The organism is Marinobacter lipolyticus, assembly GCF_018424605.1.
GTDB classification, from domain to species: Bacteria; Pseudomonadota; Gammaproteobacteria; order Pseudomonadales; family Oleiphilaceae; genus Marinobacter; species Marinobacter lipolyticus_B.
Map to the genome: position 1 here is coordinate 77,099 of NZ_QTKT01000003.1, position 21,191 is coordinate 98,289.

The 21,191-nt window shown below is 61.5% G+C and carries 19 protein-coding genes and 1 pseudogene; 13 read left to right on the plus strand and 7 right to left on the minus strand.

The genetic code is table 11. The features are described 5' to 3' along the window. Positions 1-14 precede the first annotated feature (14 nt). On the minus strand, positions 15-173 hold the full coding sequence (locus DYI22_RS05080) for a YqaE/Pmp3 family membrane protein (protein ID WP_144777495.1): 159 nt from the start codon (positions 171-173) through the stop codon (positions 15-17). Between the two features lie 205 nt (positions 174-378). Here DYI22_RS05080 and DYI22_RS05085 point away from each other — a divergent pair, with 205 nt between their 5' ends. Then, positions 379-1,665 (plus strand): succinylglutamate desuccinylase/aspartoacylase family protein, encoded by a 1,287-nt coding sequence (locus tag DYI22_RS05085; RefSeq protein WP_213476962.1) that lies wholly within the window; start codon positions 379-381, stop codon positions 1,663-1,665. Between the two features lie 48 nt (positions 1,666-1,713). Continuing rightward, a complete protein-coding gene (locus DYI22_RS05090; RefSeq protein ID WP_213476963.1) occupies positions 1,714-2,646 on the plus strand; it encodes a DMT family transporter in 933 nt (310 codons plus the stop codon). Positions 2,647-2,719: 73 nt separating this feature from the next. Here DYI22_RS05090 and DYI22_RS17685 read toward each other — a convergent pair. Further along, a pseudogene (locus tag DYI22_RS17685) lies at positions 2,720-2,815 on the minus strand (PEP-CTERM sorting domain-containing protein); the annotation flags it as partial. Positions 2,816-3,504: 689 nt separating this feature from the next. Continuing rightward, complete coding sequence (locus DYI22_RS05100; protein WP_213476964.1) at positions 3,505-4,686, minus strand: MalY/PatB family protein; 1,182 nt, start codon at positions 4,684-4,686, stop codon at positions 3,505-3,507. A gap of 220 nt (positions 4,687-4,906) precedes the next feature. Here DYI22_RS05100 and DYI22_RS05105 point away from each other — a divergent pair, with 220 nt between their 5' ends. Then, entirely contained in the window at positions 4,907-5,794 is an 888-nt protein-coding gene (locus DYI22_RS05105; RefSeq protein ID WP_213476965.1) for an AEC family transporter, read from the plus strand. Positions 5,795-5,804: 10 nt separating this feature from the next. Here DYI22_RS05105 and DYI22_RS05110 read toward each other — a convergent pair whose 3' ends face one another. After that, positions 5,805-7,448: a methyl-accepting chemotaxis protein gene (locus tag DYI22_RS05110; protein WP_213476966.1), complete on the minus strand. Its 1,644-nt coding sequence runs from the start codon at positions 7,446-7,448 to the stop codon at positions 5,805-5,807. A 226-nt stretch (positions 7,449-7,674) separates the two neighbouring features. On the opposite strand from DYI22_RS05110, the gene DYI22_RS05115 reads away from it, so the two are divergent. From DYI22_RS05115 to DYI22_RS05155, 9 genes are all read left to right on the plus strand, one after another. Then, complete coding sequence (locus DYI22_RS05115; RefSeq protein ID WP_213476967.1) at positions 7,675-10,182, plus strand: acyl-CoA dehydrogenase; 2,508 nt, start codon at positions 7,675-7,677, stop codon at positions 10,180-10,182. A gap of 119 nt (positions 10,183-10,301) precedes the next feature. Further along, entirely contained in the window at positions 10,302-11,072 is a 771-nt protein-coding gene (locus DYI22_RS05120; RefSeq protein WP_213476968.1) for an ABC transporter ATP-binding protein, read from the plus strand. Further along, on the plus strand, positions 11,069-12,052 hold the full coding sequence (locus DYI22_RS05125) for an ABC transporter substrate-binding protein (protein ID WP_213476969.1): 984 nt from the start codon (positions 11,069-11,071) through the stop codon (positions 12,050-12,052). The genes DYI22_RS05120 and DYI22_RS05125 overlap by 4 nt, the downstream gene beginning before the upstream one ends. 2 nt (positions 12,053-12,054) lie before the next feature. Continuing rightward, positions 12,055-12,825, plus strand: coding sequence for an ABC transporter permease (locus DYI22_RS05130; RefSeq protein WP_213476970.1), 771 nt, complete (start codon positions 12,055-12,057; stop codon positions 12,823-12,825). 202 nt (positions 12,826-13,027) lie between these two features. Further along, the gene (locus DYI22_RS05135; RefSeq protein ID WP_213476971.1) at positions 13,028-13,801 is read left to right on the plus strand and encodes an ABC transporter ATP-binding protein; all 774 of its coding nucleotides are present in this window, start codon (positions 13,028-13,030) and stop codon (positions 13,799-13,801) included. Beyond that, complete coding sequence (locus DYI22_RS05140) at positions 13,791-14,510, plus strand: ABC transporter ATP-binding protein (protein WP_213476972.1); 720 nt, start codon at positions 13,791-13,793, stop codon at positions 14,508-14,510. The genes DYI22_RS05135 and DYI22_RS05140 overlap by 11 nt, the downstream gene beginning before the upstream one ends. Before the next feature lie 62 nt (positions 14,511-14,572). Further along, a complete protein-coding gene (locus DYI22_RS05145; RefSeq protein ID WP_213476973.1) occupies positions 14,573-15,793 on the plus strand; it encodes an ABC transporter substrate-binding protein in 1,221 nt (406 codons plus the stop codon). Positions 15,794-15,849: 56 nt separating this feature from the next. Further along, entirely contained in the window at positions 15,850-16,728 is an 879-nt protein-coding gene (locus DYI22_RS05150; protein ID WP_213477295.1) for a branched-chain amino acid ABC transporter permease, read from the plus strand. Between the two features lie 7 nt (positions 16,729-16,735). Further along, a complete protein-coding gene (locus tag DYI22_RS05155) occupies positions 16,736-17,668 on the plus strand; it encodes a branched-chain amino acid ABC transporter permease (protein WP_213476974.1) in 933 nt (310 codons plus the stop codon). Here the strand turns inward: DYI22_RS05155 and DYI22_RS05160 are convergent. Beyond that, positions 17,653-18,630, minus strand: a complete 978-nt coding sequence (locus DYI22_RS05160; RefSeq protein WP_213476975.1) for a LysR substrate-binding domain-containing protein — start codon at positions 18,628-18,630, stop codon at positions 17,653-17,655. The genes DYI22_RS05155 and DYI22_RS05160 overlap by 16 nt on opposite strands. Before the next feature lie 354 nt (positions 18,631-18,984). Here DYI22_RS05160 and DYI22_RS05165 point away from each other — a divergent pair, with 354 nt between their 5' ends. Next, positions 18,985-19,887, plus strand: a complete 903-nt coding sequence (locus DYI22_RS05165) for a DMT family transporter (RefSeq protein ID WP_213476976.1) — start codon at positions 18,985-18,987, stop codon at positions 19,885-19,887. A gap of 9 nt (positions 19,888-19,896) precedes the next feature. Here the strand turns inward: DYI22_RS05165 and DYI22_RS05170 are convergent, their stop codons facing one another. Both DYI22_RS05170 and DYI22_RS05175 read right to left on the minus strand, forming a co-directional pair. Next, positions 19,897-20,454 carry a gamma-glutamylcyclotransferase gene (locus tag DYI22_RS05170; RefSeq protein ID WP_213476977.1) on the minus strand — a complete coding sequence of 186 codons (558 nt, stop codon included), beginning with the start codon at positions 20,452-20,454 and terminating at the stop codon, positions 19,897-19,899. Between the two features lie 38 nt (positions 20,455-20,492). After that, positions 20,493-21,116 (minus strand): MarC family protein, encoded by a 624-nt coding sequence (locus tag DYI22_RS05175; RefSeq protein WP_213476978.1) that lies wholly within the window; start codon positions 21,114-21,116, stop codon positions 20,493-20,495. Positions 21,117-21,191: the final 75 nt, after the last annotated feature.

A 21,191-nucleotide genomic window follows, 5' to 3' on the forward strand; every position in this document is an offset into this window, starting at 1 on the left:
CCGCGCGGCCCCCGTCATTTCTTGGCGATGATGTAGACCGCATGCACGATGCCGGGAATGTAACCAAGGAGGGTCAGCAGGATATTGATCCAGAAGTGTTTTCCGATACCGACCTGTAAAAACACCCCCAACGGCGGTAACAAAATTGCAATCAAAATTCGCAAAAGGTCCATACAGTTCATTCCCCCCGGCACGTATAAATGTCACAGGAACGTAAAATCGCACCTGTATCCCTATCTCTTAGGTCATTTTGCGGAAAAACACAAAGATTTCATGAAGGTGGCATTAAACCTTTGTCACAGCCGTATTCATGATGGCAGGGGGGCTTTATCCTAGCGCCTGTTCGCGCTTTCTTAAGCTCTCCACATGCGAGGATTCATGCTGTTGCAGACACACGGGCTAAGGTCTCTTTCGATTCTCGGACTGACAGTGTCGACGCTGGCCTTCGTGGCGGCACCGGTGACCGCTGAACAACAGAGCAGCAAGACCGGCGATGTTCTGGTGGCTGAACTGGCCGAAGACGAGAACGTCGAAGACATCGAACATTCCGAACCGCGACGCGCTCCGGAGGAGGTCAAGGCCCCCAAGAAGGTGGCGCCCGACATTGATCTCAAGGAGATCGCTCCGGTGCCCCCACCCCCGACCACCGACGAGGCCATCGCCGCCGCGCAGGAAGACGCAACGGTGCCCGAGGAACCGGAACCGGCCACCAGTTTCCAACTGCTGGGCACGGAAGTCCGGCCCGGCACCTCGACCCGCCTGTCGTGGTCGCCGAACATCCAGATTGCCGGCCTGTCCCAGCCCACCCCGGTGCTGGTAGTCAATGGCGTCAACCCGGGCCCCACGCTGTGCCTGACCGGCGCGGTGCACGGTGATGAACTCAACGGCATCGAGATCGTGCGCCGCACCGTCTACGATCTCAACCCGGAAAAGCTGTCCGGGCGTGTGGTCGGCATTCCCATCGTCAACCTGCCGGGTTTCCAGCAGGGTACCCGCTACCTGCCCGATCGCCGGGACCTTAACCGACACTTCCCCGGCAGTCCCAATGGCAGCCTGGCGGATCGCATTGCCTATTCGCTGTTCGAAAACGTCATTCGCCATTGCGACATGCTGGTGGACATTCACACCGGCTCCCAGAAGCGAACCAACCTGCCCCAGCTGCGGGCAGACATGAACAACCCCGACGTGGCGGCCTTTACCCGCGGCTTTGACCGGATGGCGGTGGTCCACAGCTCAGGCTCCTCCGGTATGCTGCGTACCGCCGCGGTGGAAGCCGGCATCCGCACCGTCACCATGGAGGCCGGGGAATCTCACCGCATCCAGGAACACCAGATCGACGCCGGCGTGAACAGCCTGACCAGCCTGCTGGACAAGGAAGGCATGATTTCCCGGATGTTCGTCTGGGGTGACCCCGAGCCGGTCTACTACGACTCCAACTGGGTCCGTGTGCCCAACGGCGGCATTCTGTTCAGCGAAGTGGATCTGGGGGCCCGAGTCACCGAGGGCGAAATCCTGGGCTATGTGGCTGATCCGATCACCAACGCACAGCACCCCATCCGGGCCATCAGTGATGGTCGCATTATTGGTATGGCGGTGGATCAGGTGGTGATGGCCGGGTTCGCGGCCTACCACGTTGGTACGGAGGCAGAAGTACCCGGCGAGTAGTATGCTATCGGCTCCCATTGAATTCCCGGATGGATAACAGGAGCCGGTGTGGCGAACCCGTTTTCCCGATCGTTGTGGCCGGCCTACGCCGGTCTGGTGCTGACCCCGCTGTTCTGGGCGGGAAACGCGGTGGTGGCCAAGGGCACGGTGGAGAGCATTCCGCCGCTGTCGATGTCGTTCTGGCGCTGGGTGATCGCTCTGACGGTGCTGCTGCCCTTCGGGCTGCCCGGCATGGTGCGTCACCGCCGCGTCATCCGCCAATACCTCGGCTCCATGGTGGCGCTGGCAACCTTCAGCGTGGCGGCCTTCAATTCCCTGCTCTACTACGCGGCGGTCACCACCAGCGCCACCAACATCGCGCTGATCAACGCCACCATTCCCATTTTCATTGCGCTACTGGCCTGGCTGTTGCTCGGCGACCGCACGCGGCCGCTTCAGGCAGTGGGCATCGCGCTGGCGGTACTGGGCATCCTGACGGTGGTGGCCCGCGGCAAACTCACGGTACTGCTGAACCTGGAGGCCCAGCCCGGTGACCTGATCATGGTTGCGGCGGTGTTCAGCTGGGGCCTGTTTTCAGTGCTGCTGCGGCGACAGGCGGTGCCGTTGCCGGCTCTGACGTTCCTGACCACTCAGATTGCCCTGGGCACATTGATCATTCTGCCGTTCTATCTGGCGGAGTTGCTGTTGTTCAAGGGCGGCTTCGAGGTGCGCCAGTCCACCCTGATGCCGCTGCTGTACTTTGCCTTCTTTCCCGGCATTCTGGCGTACGCCTTCTGGAACTACGGGGTGCACAGGATCGGCCCGGCACGGGCGGCCATGTTCATGTACCTGACGCCAGTGTTCGCATCGGTGCTGGCGGGGGTGTTCCTGGGCGAACGGCTGGGGCTGTTTCACGTTGTCGGCGGGCTGCTGATTCTGGCCGGTCTGTACCTGGCCACCCGCGGTCGGAGAGATTCCGCGCCCGAGACAGGCGAACGCTGAGCGACGGGAAAACCACGGGCGTAAACGACAAAACCCGGGCCATGCCCGGGTTTTGTCGTTTCGGAACCGGAGATCAGGCAGCGCGGCGACGGGCGCGAACGCCCATACCGAGCAGGCCCAGTCCCAGCAGAGCCAGAGTGCCCGGCTCAGGCACTTCTGCTGCGTCGGCGATCAGCTCAATCTTGCCCTTGACCTTGGCGCCATGCTTCCAGCCATCGGCGGTTCCCCACAAATAGCCCTCATTGAACATCGCATCGTACAGAGTTATTCTCATCAGCCCTCCATCACCGAAGGCCAGATTCAGAGGATCTCCCCACGTGAGAATGCCGGCCTGGTAGCTACCCCAGAGTCCGCCTTTGAAGCCATCTGTTTCCCCGTAGACAGTACCTGCGAGTGGTTCCGGCGACGTAAACGCGAAATCAACAGAAATGTTCTTGGCTTCCCTGTCATCGCTGTTGATCGCCGACTCGTCGGTCCAGATCTTGAAGAGTGAAAAATGCTTACTCTCTCCGGCCGCCAGATCGAAGGTGAAGGGATTATCAGCGATATCCCTAGCATCAACGACCAACCCCGGGTCGGAACTGTTGTGGTGTACCGTGTAGCTGGCAGAAATCAGCGCTGCACTTGCCAGCGTTGGGAGTGATAGAGCTACAGCCACCAACGTGGCCAGTGTCAATTTTGGCATACTTGCCTCCCTGGGTTTCCCCGTATTCCGTTAATGAGTACTGCCCCTGGACAAAAGCACGCTGCGTACCGCATTCGCCTTAGTGGTTCAAAAACAAGGATCTGCCAGGAGCAGTAAAGGCCTATGCAACACCAGCTGTAAAATTTACTGACAGCGGTGATAACCTGGCGACATCAACGGAACCGCTCGATCACTGCGGCCTCAAGGCGATCCAGCGCCTCTGCCAGCACGGCGTGCGGGCAGCCGATGTTCATACGCATGAAGCCGCTGCCGGCGGTTCCAAACGACACCCCGGGATTGAGCCCGAGGCCGGCCTGCTCGACAAAAAACCGCTTCAGCGCCGGGTCATCGAGAGCCAGGGCCCGACAATCCAGCCAGATCAGATAGGTGCCCTGCGGTGCGGTCGCGACGATTTCCGGCAGCCGACGGGCCAGGCGGTCGAGGACGAAATCCCGGTTGTCCTGCAGGTAGGGCAACAGTGCTCGCAGCCAATCCGCGCCGTGGCGGTAGCCCGCTTCGAAACCGGCGATGCTGAAGGGGTTGCACTGGGTCATGTGCATGGAGTCGAACACCGCTTTCAACGCCTGCCGCCGTGCGGGGTCGGACACCACCAGGGCAGACAATCCCAGCCCCGGCATATTGAACGTCTTGCTGGGGGCAACAGCGGTGACCAGGGCATCATCGGGTGTGGCGAGGCGAGCGAGGATCTGATGGGCGGGCGCGTCCGGATACACCAGATCGCAGTGGATCTCGTCGGAAAGCACCACCAGGCCGTGGCGGCGGGCAATGTCCAGGACCTGTTGCAGCTCGGTTTCGCGCCATACCCGCCCGACCGGATTGTGAGGCGAGCACAGCAGCAACACCCGGGCATCCTCCCGGGCGGCGCAGGCCTCCAGGTGCTGCAAATCCATGTGATAGCAACCGTCGGTGACCACCAGCGGATTCTCGATCACGGTCCGCCCGGTCTGCCTGACCGCACTGAAAAAGGGCGGATACACCGGTGGCTGGATAATCACGCCGTCGCCGGCGCCGGCGAAGGCCAGACAGGCCGCGTGCAGGGACGGCACCACCCCAGGCGCCATCAGCACCCATTCCCGCTCGATCGGCCAGCCGTATTGACGGGCAAACCAGTCGCTCATCGCCTTATAGAGGCTGTCGGGAAACAGCGTGTAGCCGTAGATCGGATGGCGGGCCCGCTCTTCCAGCGCGCGGGTGACGGCCGCGGGGGCGGCGAAATCCATATCGGCCACCCACAGCGGCAGCACGTCCTCACGCCCGAAGACGGCGTTGCGGGCATCGAGTTTCACGGAACAGGTGTGTTCACGGGGGATCGGGGTGTCGAAATCGAAGGCCACGGGTCACTCCGTCGGTTCTGGGTGATGCTCATTCTGTGGCAGGAGCCGACACCGCTGCAAGCGCCCGGCGGCGCCACCGGCCCTAGGGCTTTGGTCGAAGATCGCCAGGTTTCCCTTGCCCGGCGGCACCAATACTTGCGAACCTAACGGTTTGTGCCCATCCACTCTTGCCCGAATCCGTCGCCAAGAACCAGCGGAGTTTGCGAATGGAAGCCTGCGAATGATTGGTCAGATCCTGTCCACGATGTTACCGGTGTTTCTGATTGCCGGTTGTGGCGCACTGTATGGCCGCTACCACACCCCGGATATCCAGGGCCTCAATAAACTGAACATGGACCTGTTCGTGCCACTGCTGGTGTTTGCCGTACTGGCCGACCAGCAGGCACCGCTGCAGGATTACGCCAGCCTGGCGCTGGCCGCCACGGTGGTGGTGCTGGGGTCCGGCCTGTTGCTGTACCCGGTGGCCCGTGCGCTGAAGCTGAACCTGAAAACCTTCCTGCCGCCGATGATGTTCAACAACTCCGGCAACATGGGCATTCCGATTCTCGTGCTGGCGTTCGGGGAGGCGGCGCTGCCGGCGGCGATCGTGCTGTTCATCGTGGAAATGCTGCTGCATTTCTCGGTGGGTCTGTACATGCTGGACCCCCACACCTCGATTATCCAGCGCCTGCGTCTGCCCATCGTGTTTGCCAGCCTGGCCGGCCTGACCGTGAACCTGGCCGGCATTCCGGTGCCCGGCTGGCTGCTGGAATCCATGGACATGCTTGGCGGGGTCTGCATTCCTCTGATGTTGTTTGCCCTTGGGGTGCGCATGCTGGATGTGGACTTCCGCGACTGGAAACTGGGCATGCTCGGCGCCATTGCCTGCCCGGCGTCCGGCCTGATTCTGGCATGGCCGATGATTGCGCTGCTGGATCTGCCGGGGCTGCAGGTGGCCTCCCTGTGGGTGTTTGCCGCGCTGCCCCCGGCCGTGCTGAATTACATGGTGGCAGAACAGTACCAGCAGGAGCCGCACAAGGTGGCGTCGCTGGTGCTGATCAGCAACCTCGGCAGCCTGGTGGTGATGCCGGTGGTCCTCGGGCTGGTGTTCGGGGCCGGCTACCTCTGAGCTGCGGGGCTCAGTCCCTGAGCCGGAACACGCCAACCCGGGATCTGAGCTGGGTTGCCAGCACCGCCAGATCCCGGCTCGCCCCGGCGACCTGCTCGGAGCCTGCCGAGGTCTGCAACGTCGAGTCGTGAATCCGGCTGATGTTCTGGTTCACTTCCTCGGCCACCGCGGTCTGCTCTTCGGCAGCGCTGGCAATCTGCGCGTTCATGTCATTGATCGCGCCCACTTCACTGCGAATGCGGGCCAGGGCCTGCTCCGCCTCTTCGGTCTGCGCGACCGTGGTGCGCGCCAGTTCACGACTGGTCTCCATCACTTCCGCAGCTTTGCCCGCGCCGGTTTGCAACTGGCCAATCATGTCACGGATTTCCCGCGTCGAATCCTGGGTTCTTGAGGCCAGCGAACGCACCTCGTCAGCCACCACCGCGAATCCGCGCCCGTGGGTACCGGCCCGCGCCGCCTCAATTGCGGCGTTCAATGCCAGCAGATTGGTCTGCTCGGCGATGGCGTTGATCACCTCGATGATGGTTTCGATGTTGGCGCTGTCCGCCGATACCCGCTGCACGGTGTGGGAGGCCTCCTCCAGCGTCTGCGCCAACTCACCGATGGACGAGGCGGTCTGCTTGACGGTGCGGTTGCCGCTTTCCACCTCGCTGTCCGCTTTCTGGGTTGCCGTGGCAGCACTGGACGCGTAGCCGGCCACTTCGTTCACCGTGGCTGACATCTGGTTGATGGCCGTTGCCATCTGCTCCGCTTCGCTGGCCTGCAGGCGAATCTGGCGGCTGTTGTTTTCCGACGTCGACTCCAGCTCGGATGACGACGAGGAGAGCTCGTCTGCCGCCGCGCGCACTTCGCGGATAATGCCCGACAGCCGCTCGACCGTCTGTTGCAGCGCGCCCATGACGCTGTCCGGGTAGCGGGTCTGGATCGACTGATCCAGCTCACCGTCGGCGAGTTGGCGAATGGCCTCGGCGACGTCTTCCGGCTCGCCACCCAGCGTTGCCTTCATCCGGCGGATGATCAGGAAGGCCACCAGCACACTGAGCAGTACCGCCACCCCGGTGACCACAAAGATCAAGGTATTGAAGTTGCCAGCAGCCTCGCGCACCGCGTCCACGTCGGTGGCAATCAGCGCTTCCTGATGGTCGATGAAGGCATTCACCCTCGCCAGCCACTCACTGTAAGCCGCGGACACGTCACTGAGCAGGAAATCCCGCGCGGCTTCAATGTCGCCGTCCTGGCGCATCGAAAGGAGGTCATCGGTCAACGCCAGGGTCCGCCTTTCGATGTCCTTGATCGCCGCCAGCAGCTGCTTCTCGCGCTCGGTGGCCCCCAGGTCGCGGAACAGGGCGTCCATGGGACCTGCGGATTCCCGGTAAAACGCCTTCAGGCGCTCGATGTCCTGCAGATGACGCCGTAGGTCGGTGTCGTTCTCCACCAGCACGGCGTCGCGGATCGCGATGGCGCGGTCGTGCACGCTGCCGCGAAAGTTGATGGCATAACGCTGCTTGACTGCAGCGCCGTCGCCCACCTCGGTCAGGGTACGGTCAATGAACCCGACACGATGGTTACCAATCAGGCTGACCAGGATCATCAGCGACAACAACAGGCCAAATCCCAGCGCCAGGCGCTTGGCAACGGTGAGCTTTGCAAACATGGACTTCTCCGGAAACTTCTGGATTGATATGAACTATGTATTCTTGAAAGCCAAGAGATCAGATCAATGCTTTTGCAGGTTTCGCAGGGCGTTTAACAAACATTTGCATTCCTGCTATTCCTGGCATTGAGGATTGGTAAGCGGGGAACGCTTGCAACCGGTCAGGCTTTGACCGATGGTAAAGGTCGAATCTGATTGATTTCTCTCATGATACGGAGGTCTGCCCATGAGCGTTCTGCTCCTTCTGATCAGTGCACTGGTATTGATTTATCTGGGAATTGGCGGGAAATCGGCGGCGGCGGTGATGATCATCGCCACCATTGCCGGCTTCTTTCAGGACGACTGGCATCTGCTCAGCCTGTTGTTTGGCGGCGGTCTGCTGGCGCTGGCGCTGATTCTGGTGTTCCCGGGCGATCTCCGCCTCGACAAACTCAGCCGCCCGCTGCTGGGCTGGGTTCGCAACCGCCTGCCGACACTGTCGGAGACCGAATCCGAAGCGCTCAAATCCGGCTCAGTGGACTGGGACGGCGAACTCTTCTCGGGCCAGCCGCAGTGGTCGAAACTGCTCGATGCCAAGCCTGCCCATCTGACCAGTGAAGAGCAGGCGTTTCTGGACGGCCCGGTGGAAAAGCTCTGCGGCATGCTGGACGACTGGAAAATCACCCACGAAGAATACGATCTGCCGGACAAGGTCTGGAAGTTCATCCGTGACAACGGCTTTTTCGGGCTGGTGATCCCCAAGGAGGACGGCGGCCTCGGCTTCTCCAACACCGCCCACTCCGAAATCGTGATGAAGATCTCCACCCGCAGCGTGTCCGCCGCGGTCACGGTGATGGTGCCCAACTCCCTTGGCCCCGGTGAGTTGCTGATGCATTACGGCACCGATCAGCAGAAACAGCATTACCTGCCGCGCCTCGCCGGCGGCGAGGAAATTCCCTGCTTTGCCCTGACCTCTCCGGTGGCCGGTTCCGATGCCGGCGCCATTCCCGACAAGGGCATCGTGTGCAAGGGGCAGTGGGACGGCGAAGAGGTTCTGGGGCTGAAGGTCACCTGGAACAAGCGTTACATCACCCTGGCGCCGGTCGCCACACTGATCGGCCTCGCCATCAAGGTCTACGATCCGGACAAACTGCTGGGCGAAAAGGACGAGATCGGCGTTACCTGTGTACTGGTGCCGCGGGAAACCGAGGGCGTGAACGCCGGCGCCCGCCACCTGCCGATGAACACCGTGTTCATGAACGGGCCTACCTGGGGCACCGAGGTGTTCATTCCCATGGAGCAGGTGATTGGCGGTCAGGACATGCTCGGCAAGGGCTGGACCATGCTGCTGGAATGCCTGTCGATCGGCCGCTCCATCTCGCTGCCGGCCCTGGGCACCGGCGCCGGCAAGGTCGCCAGCCTGGCGACCGGCTCCTACGCGCTGGCGCGGGAACAGTTCGGCCGCTCCATCAGCCAGTTCGAAGGGGTGCAGGAGGCATTGGAGCCCATCGCCGGTTACACCTACATGATGGACGCGGCGCGACTGCTGACCTCCGGCATGCTGGATCGGGGCGTGCGGCCCTCGGTGCCCTCGGCGGTGCTGAAATACCGCAACACCGATCTGATGCGGGAGGTGATCAACCACGCCATGGATGTGGTGGCCGGTCGTGGCGTCATCACCGGTCCGCGCAACTTCCTGGCCCGCGCCTATCAGGCGGTGCCCATCGGCATCACCGTGGAAGGGGCCAACATCCTGACCCGCAGCCTGATGATCTTTGGCCAGGGGGCGATTCGCTGCCATCCGTTCATTGTCGATGAAATCGACGCCGCCGGCATGGAAGATGAAGACAAAGCCGCGAAGAAATTCGATGGCATCTTCTACCGCCACATCGCCCACACCACCCGCAATGCCCTGCGGGCCTTCGTGCTGGGGCTGACCCGCGGCCTTTTGGAGCCGGTACCCCGCCAGGGCGACATCAAACCCTGCTACCGTCAGCTGGCGCGTTTTTCCGCGGCGTTTGCGCTGATGACCGACGTCACCCTGCTGACCGTCGGCGGCGGGCTGAAAGCCCGTCAACGGTTGTCCGGTCGCATGGCGGATTGCCTGGTGCACCTGTATTACGCCACCGCGGTCATCAAACAATGGCACGAGGAAGGTTACCCGGACGACCAGCGGCCGCTGGTGGAGTGGAGCCTGAAAACCTGTCTGCGTGATCTGCAGGACGCCATGCGCGACGCCATCATCAACTTCCCGGTACCGGCGCTGCGCTGGCCACTGCGTTTGCTGGTGTTTCCGCTGGGCGCCACCGGCCTCAACGGCCCGGACGACAAACTGGGCGCGCGGGTGGCAGACACCATCGTCAAAGACACCCCGGTACGTCAGCGGGTCAGCCGCGGCGCTTATATCAACACCGATCCGGAGGATGCGCTCGGTCGCGTGCTGAACGCCTATCGCCTGGCCAACGAAACCGTCGAGATGCGCAACCGGCTCCACGAAGCGGTTCGTAACCGTGACGAGGACGAACTGGACGGCATTGCATTGCTGATGGGCCATCAACGCAAGGAGTTGGTGGACTGGGCCTGCGAACAGGGCGTCATCCAGGAAGACGAGTGCGACAAACTGCTGGAAGCGCTCGAAGCGCTGTACGACGTGATCCGCGTGGACGCCTTCGAGGGCGACGGCCTGAAAGCCCTGTCGCGCTGCGCCAAAGGCAAACGCAAAGTGGTGGAGCGCCCACCGCGGGACGAGAATTAACGCCTCGCTTCCGCCACGCCGGGGAAACCTGAGGAATGCACTTTTCCGTATAGCCTATCGGTTATAAAATGGGACATTAATATTTCCATTTTGAATATATCGATATTCCGGCAGGCTATATGGAACTCCAGTTCAGCGAGGTCACCAAGTCGTTTGGCGACCTCAACGTCATCAAGCAGTTCGACAGCACCATCGGCACCGGTGAAATCGTTGCGCTGGTAGGGCCGTCCGGCTGTGGCAAATCAACGCTGCTGCATATGGTGGCTGGCCTGGAGCAGCCTTCTACCGGCAACCTCCGGGCTGACGGTCAGTCCGTCGCCAAACCCTCACCCAAACGCACGCTGGTGTTCCAGGAACATGCGCTGTATCCGTGGATGACACTGATCGACAACGTCGCGCTGGCGCTGGAGTTTCAGGACACCCCCCGTAAAGCGGCGCTGCCGGAGGCCCGCAAATGGCTGGCACGGGTCAAACTGGACGGCTTCGAGGATTATTACCCCCATCAGGTGTCTGGCGGCATGCGTCAGCGCTGCGCCCTGGCCCGGGCGTTCATTGCCCGTCCCCAGGTACTGCTGCTGGACGAACCCTTCGGTGCCCTCGACGCCCTGACCCGCATGACGCTGCAGAGCGTACTCAAGGATCTGATTGAGGAGGAACGCCCGACGGTGGTGCTGGTCACCCACGACGTCGATGAGGCCCTGTATCTGGCCGACCGCGTCCTTGTCTTCAGCAAACGACCGGCGGTGATTCTCAAGGAAATCACCCTGGGCCATATTCCCAAAACCCATGACCTGACAGCGTTTGCCGACATCCGTCGGGACGTACTGAATCTGTTGGGTATCGACACCGACACAACACACGCCGTAGATGCGGAAGGAGAAATATCATGATTCGCTGGATTCTAACCGCTGCCCTCGCAGTTGCGCTGGTCAGCCCCGCGCACGCCGCCGAAGAGTTCCGGGTTGGCTACGTGCGGGTGATGGACGACGCCCAGGCCATGCTGGCCTATGAAGCCGACCTGTACAAAAAGTACGGGCTGGACGCGGAGCTGATCGAATTCAGCTCCGGCACCGACCTGATCAAGGGCATCGTTGGCGGCCAGCTGGACATCGGCGTTCTGGGTTTCTCCAACGCCTTTACCTGGGCGTCCCGCGGGGCGGATCTGAAAATCGTGGGCGGCGCACAGCGCGGATACCACGCCATGCTGGTGCGGGATGACGCCGGCATCGCCGGTATCGAGGGCCTGAAAGGCAAGAACCTGGCCTCCCAGAAGCAGGGCAGCACCGCCGACATCGTACTCAAAGGCGTTACGCTCGCCGAAGCCGGTCTCAAGCCCAACGACCTGAACATCATGGGGGTCGCACCGTCGGTGGCGATCCAGTCGCTGGTGGGTGGTCGCGTTGAAGCCGCCTTCCTGTTCGAGCCCTACGCCAGCATCGCCAAGCTGGTGGCGCCGGTGGAGGAAATCTACGAGATCGGCGAGGTCTGGCCGTTCCCCTGCATGGTGGTCATCACCTCCGGCGAAACCCTGGAGAAGCGCAAAGACGTGCTCTGGGCCGCGCTGGACGCCCAGCGTGACGCCATCGACATGCTGGAGAATGACCCACAGCAGGCGGCACCCCTGATCACCGACTATTTCATCAAAGAGCCGGTGGTGAAGTCCCTGAAGCAGGGCGAAGTGTCCTCCGAGAAGGTCATCGCCGACGCCATCCGCACCAACGACTTCAGCGCCAAGCTGACGGAAGACGACATCGCGCGCATGAAGGAACTGGCGGGCATCATGCAGGAACAGGGCATTCTGCCGGCGGGCGAAGACTTCGATGTGGACGCGCTGCTTGATCTGTCCTGGCAAGAGGCCCGCGAGCTGTAAGCATGAGTAACGCCCAGAGTACCGGCGTTGCCAGCAAGCGCGCCTACGTCATTGCCATCGCCGTTATCCTGTTCTTCTGGCAGGTGGCAGCCTGGTTCCTGCCGGACTTCCTGATGCCCGACGTGCATGTGGCCCTCCAACGCTTGTGGGAGGAGCTCAACAGTGCCGAGTTCTATGAAGGCCTCGGCAACAGCATGAGCCGGCTGGGCATTGGCTATGGCGCGGCCCTGTTCTTCGGCATCGTGCTCGGGCTGGTGGGCGGCACGCTGAACGCGGTGCGCAGCACCCTGAAGGCCGCCATCATCATCCTGCAGTCAATTCCCTCCATTGCCTGGGTGCCGCTGTTCCTGATTCTGATGGGGTTCGGCAACCTGCCGATCATCGTGGTGGTGGCCATCGGCGCGTTTTTCCCCACCGCCCTGAGCGTGATGAACGCCACCGAGAGCGTGGAGAAGGTGCACATCTCCGCGGCGCGGGTGATGGGTGCGTCGAAACTGCAGATGCTCAAGCGGGTGTATTTCCCGGCGGTCACCCCGGAGCTGATCACCGGCGCGCAACTGGCGTTCGGTAACGCCTGGCGGGCACTGATCTCCGCCGAAATGATCGTGGGCTTCAGCGCCGGGCTCGGAAAATCCCTCGCCTATTCCGGCGAAATCGCCGACATGACCGGGGTGATGACCAACATTCTGGTGATAGCGGTTCTGGCGGCCGTGATCGATCAGGTGATCCTCGAACGCATCAAGCATCGGCTGCTTCGATACCAATATCTGTAATACCGCATTATCCTTGAGGAGGCCGCCTGGCCTCCTTTTCTTTATCTGGCCCGCCTTGACAGATTCGCGATACCCCGACTATTACTGAAGGTCGAGTTCATTCGGCAGTATCGGCGACCTTTCCCGAAAAAGCTGTAAATAACAACCAATAACAAACTGGCGATCGATGATGTTCGCCGGGCCATGAAAGGGGTGTCTTTCCGTGAGCGAGCAGGCAAAGCAACCTGGTATTATTCTGGAAACCCGGAATCTGACCAAGGACTTCAAAGGCTTTACCGCCGTAAAAGATGTCAACCTGCAAGTCGAGACCGGCTCCATCCACGCCATCATCGGCCCCAACGGCGCCGGCAAGACCACCTTCTTCAACCTGCTGACCAAGTTCCTCAAGCCCAGCGCCGGCCACATCATCTACGACGGCCGCGACATCACCCATTCCCGCCCGGCCGGCATTGCCCAGCACGGGCTGGTGCGATCGTTCCAGATTTCCGCGGTGTTTCCCCACCTGTCGGCCCGCGAGAACGTGCGCATCGCGCTGCAACGCAAGCTGGGGGTCTCGTACCATTTCTGGCGTCCCAAGAAGATCCTCGATCAGCTCAACGAAGAAGCCCAGGAGTGCCTGGAACAGGTGGGGCTGCAGGAGTTCGGCGACGTCAAGGCGGTGGAACTGCCCTACGGCCAGAAACGGGCGCTGGAAATTGCCACCACCATTGCCCTCAAGCCACGGCTGATGTTGCTGGACGAACCGACCCAGGGCATGAGCTCCGAGGACGTCGGCACCGTGACCGACCTGATCCGCCGGGTGGTGGAAGGCCGCACCATCGTCATGGTGGAGCACAATCTCAACGTGGTCTCGACGCTGGCCGACCGCATCACCGTGCTGAGCCGCGGCGAGATACTGGCGGAAGGGGACTACGACACGGTCTCCACCAATCCGTCGGTGATGGAAGCCTACATGGGGACCACCGATGCAGCCTGACAACCGCCCGGAACTGCTGAAAATCGAAAACCTGCACGCCTGGTATGGCGAATCCCATATCCTGCACGGGCTGAACCTGAGCCTGCACGAGGGCGAGGTCATCACCCTGCTCGGACGCAATGGCTCGGGCCGCACCACCACGCTCAAGGCCATTCTGGGCCTGGTCAGCAAACGCACCGGATCGATCAAGGTCCACGGCACCGAGCTGATCAACATGCCCACCCACCGCATTGCCCACGTCGGCAAGCTCGGCTACTGCCCGGAAGAACGGGGCATCTACGCCTCTCTCAATGTGGATGAAAACCTCACCCTGCCGCCGGCGGTGGCTGATGGCGGCATGTCGGTGGAGGAGATCTACGAGATGTTCCCCAACCTGCGGGAGCGGCGGAAAAGCCAGGGCTCGAAATTGTCCGGCGGCGAGCAACAGATGCTCGCCATTGCCCGCATCCTGCGCACCGGCGCCAGCCTGCTGTTGCTGGACGAGATCACCGAGGGCCTGGCGCCGGTCATCCTGAAATCCCTGGACGGGGTCATCCGCAAGCTTCGCGAGCGGGGCTTCACCATCATTCTGGTGGAACAGAATTTCCGCTTCGCCGCCCCGCTGGCCGACCGACACTACGTGATTGAACACGGCAAGGTGGTGGAGCAGATTGACGCGGCCGATCTTGAGGCCAAAAAAGAGCAGTTGAACAGGCACCTGAGTGTCTGACACCGGGCCCGTCCGGTTGACGACCGCGGACCCTGAACTCTAATAAGAAGAGGAATACCGCTATGTTCAAGCACTTGACGAATGGCCTGGCCGGCGCTGTCGCCGCTGCCAGTCTCGCGATGCCGCTGGCCGCCAGCGCCAACCTGTCCGACGACATGGTCAAGATCGGGGTACTGAGTGACATGTCCGGGGTCTACAAGGCCCTGGAAGGGCCCGGTGCCGTGATTGCCGCCGAAATGGCGGTGGAGGATTTCGGCGGCGAGGTCCTTGGCAAACCCATCGAGATTGTCTCGGCCGATCACCAGAACAAGCCCGACATCGGCGCCAGCACGGCGCGGGAGTGGATTGACGCCGAGAACGTCGACATGATCACCGCGCTGGATAACTCCTCCGTGGCGCTGTCGGTGCAGGGCCTGGCCTCGGATCGCAAGGTCATCACCCTCAACACCGGCGCCGGCACCACCGCGCTGACCGAAGACCAGTGCACCCCCTACGGCATCCACTACGTGTATGACACCCACGCGCTTCCGGTGGGTACCGCCACCGCCATGGTGAAGAACGGGGGCGAGAAATGGTTCTTCATTACCGCCGACTACGCGTTCGGGCACTCACTGCGGGATAACACCTCGGCGGTGGTGGAAAGCCTCGGCGGCGAGGTGGTCGGTGATGTGGAAGCGCCGCTGTCCACCAACGACTTTTCCTCCTACCTGATCCAGGCCCAGTCCTCCGGGGCAGACGTCATCGGCCTGGCCAACGCCGGTCAGGACACGGTGAACGCCATCAAACAGGCCAATCAGTTCCGCATCGTGCAGGGTGGCCAGAAGCTGGCGGGCATGCTGGTGTTCATCTCCGACGTACACAGCATGGGCCAGGACATCGCCCAGGGCCTGCAGTTCACCACCGCGTTCGTGTGGAACCAGAACGATGAGGCCGAGGAGTGGTCGCGCCGTTTCTACGACCGTCACGGTGCGATGCCCACCATGGTGCACGCCGGTGTCTACTCGGCCGTCAGCAACTACCTGAAAGCCATCGACGAAACCGGAACCGACGACAGCGACGCCGTGCGCAAGGCGCTGGGCGAGATGACCCTGAACGACGTGTTCGTGAAAGGCGGCAAGATTGCCCCCAATGGCTCCATGCTGCACGACATGTACCTGGTGGAAGTGAAAAAACCTGAAGAAGCCACCGAGGAATGGGACCTGCTGAAAGTGGTATCCAAGATCCCGGCCGACCAGGCCTACATCTCGATGGAAGATACCACGTGCAAGCTGGTTAACAACTAAGCAAACCGAATTACCACTGCTTCAGGGGGATTGCCAACGTGTCGATACAGGTCATTATGTCCCAGGCACTGCTTGGGCTTAATGTGGGCGTGTTTTACGCCATGTTGAGTCTCGGGCTTGCGGTGATATTCGGGTTGCTGAATATCATCAACTTTGCCCACGGTGCCATGTACATGCTGGGTGCCTTTATTGCACTGATCGGCTACTCCTTCCTGGAGCAGTGGTTCGGAATCAGCCTGCAGATCGGTTTCTGGGCGTCACTGATTGTGGCGCCGCTGCTGGTCGGGCTGCTGGGGGTGATCATCGAGCGCACCATGCTCAAGCGCCTCTACGATCTGGACCACATCTACGGCCTGCTGCTCACCTTCGGGATCACGCTGATCCTGCAGGGGCTGTTTGCCAACTACTTCAACGTCTCCGGCACCCCTTACCCGGGCCAGCCGGAAGTGCTCAGCGGGGTGGTGAACCTCGGGTTCATGTACTTCCCCACCTACCGCCTGTTTGCCATCGTGTTCTCGCTGGTGGTGTGCTTTGCCACCTGGTTCTTCATCGAGCACACCAAGCTCGGCTCCCGCCTGCGGGCCGGCGTGGAGAACCCGGACCTGACCCAGGCCTTCGGCCTCAACGTCCCGCTGATGGTCACCCTGACCTTCGCCTTCGGCGCGGGCCTCGCGGGCCTTGCCGGCGTGCTGGCAGCGCCGATCTACTCCGTCAGCCCGCTGATGGGTGCGGACCTGATCATTGTGGTGTTCGCCGTGGTGGTGATCGGCGGCATGGGCTCCATCATGGGCGCCATCCTGTCCGGCCTCGCCCTGGGCCTGGTGGAAGGCCTGACCAAGGTGTTCTATCCGCCCGCCGCCAACACCGTGATTTTCTTCCTGATGGTGCTGGTGTTGCTGTTCCGCCCCGCCGGCCTGTTCGGTAAGGAGAAGTGAGCCACCCATGACCAACCGTATCCTGTTTATCGTGATGCTCGTGGCCGGCCTGACCGCCCCCTTCTTCGCTTACCCCGTGTTTGTGATGGACCTGCTGTGCTTTGCCCTGTTTGCCTGCGCCTTCAACCTGCTGCTGGGCTACGCCGGGCTGCTGAGTTTCGGCCACGCCGCGTTTTTCGGCGGCGCCGCGTACATTGCCGGCTACGTCACCAAGGAGTGGGGCTTTGGCCCACTGATCGGCATACTCACCGGCACCGGCTTCGCCCTGGTGCTGGGCACCCTGTTCGGCTACCTGGCCATCCGTCGCCAGGGCATCTATTTCGCCATGGTCACCCTGGCACTGGCGCAGATCATCTACTTCCTGGCGCTGCAGATGCCCTTCACCGGCGGTGAGAACGGCCTCCAGCGCATTCCCCGCGGCGACCTGTTCGGGTTCATCGACCTCAACAACGACCTGGCCATGTACTACTTCGTGTTCGCCATCTTCCTGGTAGGCTTCGGCATCATCTACCGCACCATCCATTCGCCCTTCGGCGAGGTGCTGCAGGCCATTCGCGAGAACGAGTCCCGCGCGTTGTCGCTGGGTTACGACATCGACCACTTCAAGCTGATGGCGTTTGTGCTCTCCGCCACCCTGGCGGGCATGGCCGGCGCCGCCAAAGCCATCATCTTCCAGTTTGCCTCACTGACCAGTGCCCACTGGCAAACCTCCGGCGAAGTCATCCTGATGACCCTGGTGGGAGGGCTGGGCACCATCTTCGGACCGGTACTCGGGGCGATTACCGTGGGCGCTCTCAGCCACGAGCTGTCATCCTTCGGCTCTTGGGTGCAGGTCATCCTCGGCGTCATCTTCGTGGTGTGCGTAATGACCTTCCGTCGCGGCATCATCGGGGAATTCCAGCACCGGCTGGAACGCAGGAAAAATCAGCGGGAGACCTGAGCCCTGTCACCTTCATCCTCACTTCGCAGGCCGCCTTCCACGGCCTGTGAAACCAGCCAGCGCCGGAGCAACTGAATCCCGCGCTCCCGGCGACGGCTGGTTTTCCAGGCAAAGTAAAACCTGTCCCCGGTCACCACGAAGTGACAGGGCAGCTTCACGAAATCCTCGGAATCCTTGCGTGTGCTGAGCATGTAATCGTTGGTGAGAGCAATGCCCTGGTGAAACCGCGCCGCCTCCAGCGACAGCAGCATATGGCTGGAATGCAGCAGCCGGCACGAAGCGGGCATACCCAGCCCGGCTTCCTGAAACCACGCCTCCCAGTCACCGCCCTGCTTGTCGTAAATACTGTGGGTGGACAACAGCGGAAACTGCGCAACCTGTTCCGGCGTTAACGCCACCGACGCCGGATCTCCAGCGTCTTCATCCAGCATCAGCTCCCGACGAATGCGCTGCCAGAAATCCTGGCTGCACACCGGAAACAGCCGCTCCTTGTACAGCAGCTCATAACTGAACGCCGGCGAATCCGGCTTGATGGTAATAAAACAGTCCGCCACCCGGTCCGACAGCACCGGATTCTCACTGCTCATCTCCAGCGACAACTCCACCTGCGGATGGGTGCGCTGCAACTCCGGCAGTCGCGGCGCAAGCCAGCGCACCGCAAACGAACTGAACACCGACAGCCGTAACCGCGACTCTTCATGGCCCAGCAGCTGTTCAGTGGCCCGCTCGATCTGCAGCAGCGCGGAACTGACCGCCTCCAAGTACTGCCGACCCTCTTCGGTCATCGCCAGATAGCGCCCGGTGCGAATGAACAGGGTTTCCCCAAGATAGGTTTCCAGCTGTTTGATCTGATGACTGACGGCGCTCTGGCTGACCGCCAGTTCATCCGCCGCCAGCGAAAAGCTGTTCAGGCGGGCAACGGCTTCGAAAACCGGGAGAGCTTTGAGGGGTGGCAGCTTCATTATCTAATTTTCTAATTGATAGTGATTAAAGATCATTTTATCGGATATTAGCACAGCACTAAAATGCCTTCACACAATCCGGGGAGCTCTGAGTACACGCCTTTTCGAAACTCTGCGGAGCCATGGATGGCGTAGCCGAAGCGCCACATGGATGTGCTTGAGCGTGTTTCGGAAAGGTGTGTACTCAGGGCGAATACTGAAAGTAAGAGAGCAGGTTGGGTAAAGCCCTTCCGAAAATGCTCGGAGCCAAGGATGGCGCAGAGCAAGCGTACAGGGACGTATTCACAGCGGTTTTCGGATGGGGCGCTGCCGACCGGCCCATCCACCGAAGCAGAAAAGTTTGAGGTCAACCAAATGTCAGGAAAAACCGTAAACAGCGCCATCCTTCTGCTGGTCATCGGCAACGCCATGGCACTGATTTCAGACGTCTTTATCAAGTTGCTGGAACCGGGCGCACCGATCTTCCAGTTTGCCTTCCTGCGCTGCGTGATCACCCTGGTGCTGTTGCTGCCGCTGGCCGGACAACTGAACCGCAAGGCCCTGTTCGCCGGCGCCAAAATCCACACCCTGCGCGCCCACATTCACCTGGCCGGCATCGTCTGCATGGTGGTGGCACTGGGCAATCTGCCCCTGGCCACCGCCAACGCCATCTTCTACGCCGCCCCGATCCTGGTGATGGTGCTGTCGGTGTTCATCTTCCGCGAAAAACTGACACCACTGAGCGTACTTGCCGTATTCAGCGGCTTCACCGGCATCGTGGTCATCCTGCGGCCGATGGAGTTCAACTGGGCCGCCGTTGCGGCACTGGCGTCCGCGTTCGCCCTGGCCGTCAACGCCGTGATGGTACGCCAACTGCCGAAAGAACAGTCCACGGTTCACAAGCTGTTTCTGAACTACGTGCTGATTCTACCCGCCGCGGCCGCACTGGCCCTGTGGGAAGGCGCCAGCTGGGACAGCGCCATACTGGTCAGCGCGCTGGGATCTGCGCTGTTCATCCTGGGCTACAACATTACCGTGCTGCTGGCGTACCGGCAGGTGGATGCCAACCAGGTCACCAGCGCCGAATACACCGGCCTGATCTGGGCTGTGGGCATCGGCTGGATCTGGTTCGGCGAAGTCCCGGACCTGTGGTTCCTTGCCGGCAGCTCCATGATCGTCGTGCCACTGGTGCTGATCGGCCTGAAACACCGGCGCAAAGCGCCGGCCCGAGGGTTCAACCCGGTGCCTCAGCGGCGGGAAGCATCAATCAACACCTGAGTATCGCGATCAGCAGGGCAGCAGGCTTTCAATCATGAACACGTGGGGGTCGTCGTCGCCCAGGTGGCGCAGTGCCTCGGCGAGCTTGCGCAGGTATTCGTCGTTGCGACCGCTGGGGCCGGCCGCCGCGGCAATCTGTCGGGCAATGTCGGCTTCCGGGGCGTGGCCCATGAACGCCTCGTTGTCTTCGGTGGCAATGTAGACTAGACCCTGCTCCTGACGGCCGTCGTCGAACGTCAGCGTCGTGGTGAAGCGCAGGTAACCGTCCTTTTCACGATGATCCAGATGCTCGAACACCGTCGGCGATACCCGGAACGCCATGCCTTTGCAGATCGAACCTGGCTGTTCGATCAGCGTAACCACCCGCCCGGGCGCCTCCGGCGTCCCGCGGTGATCGTGGGAGCCCTGCCAGAAGCGACGGGCCCAGCCTTCAATGCGGGCCGGCCGCTGCTCGAGAAACGGAAAATCCACCTTGTAGATGAGCGAACCATAGCCGAACAGCCAGATCGACTCGATGCCGGCAAAATCCTGGCGACTGCGGTTCAGTTCGATGGTATTGGCAGCCATGGGGTCTCCTCAACGGCTCAGGGACATCGCCCATTACTCTAAGTGGAGGCAATGAACCCCGCAATACCGGTCAGCACAATCTCGGCCGCCATGGCCGACAGAATCAACCCACTGATCTTGGACAGAATGTTCAGCCCGGTCTTGCCGAGCACTTTTTCGAGATAGCCCGACAGCCGCAACAAAACGCCCAGAATCACCAGCCCGGACACCAGACCAAGCAGCCCGCCCGCCACGTCCGGTACGGTTTTCAGCTCTGCCCCGTAAACCAGAATGGCACCAATGGTGGCCGGGCCAATCATCACCGGAATCGCCAGGGGAACCACGGCAATGTCATCCCGGTCTTCTTCCGGCAGGCCGGTGGCGTGGTTACGGGTACCGCTGGTGACCAGGCTGATGGCGGTGAGGAACAGCAGGCTACCGGCGCCGATGCGGAAGGAATTCAGGGTGATGCCGATGGCGCTGAACAACAGCGGGCCGGCAAAAAACAACACCAGCCCCAGCACAAACGCCGACACGCAGGCGCGGCGGATAATGGATGCCTTTTCCGCCGCCGGCAGGCCGCGGGTCAGCGCCAGAAACATGGTTACCACGAAGAAGGGAGCCAGCAGGAACAGAAAACGAATCGTACTGCTGAGGTAAGTGGCAAAAAAAGAGTCAAGCATTCAGAGCGTTCCGGCCAGTGTGAAGGCCCGTAAGCATAGCTTGTCAAAGGCTTTTTTTCCGTAAGGAAGTGGACG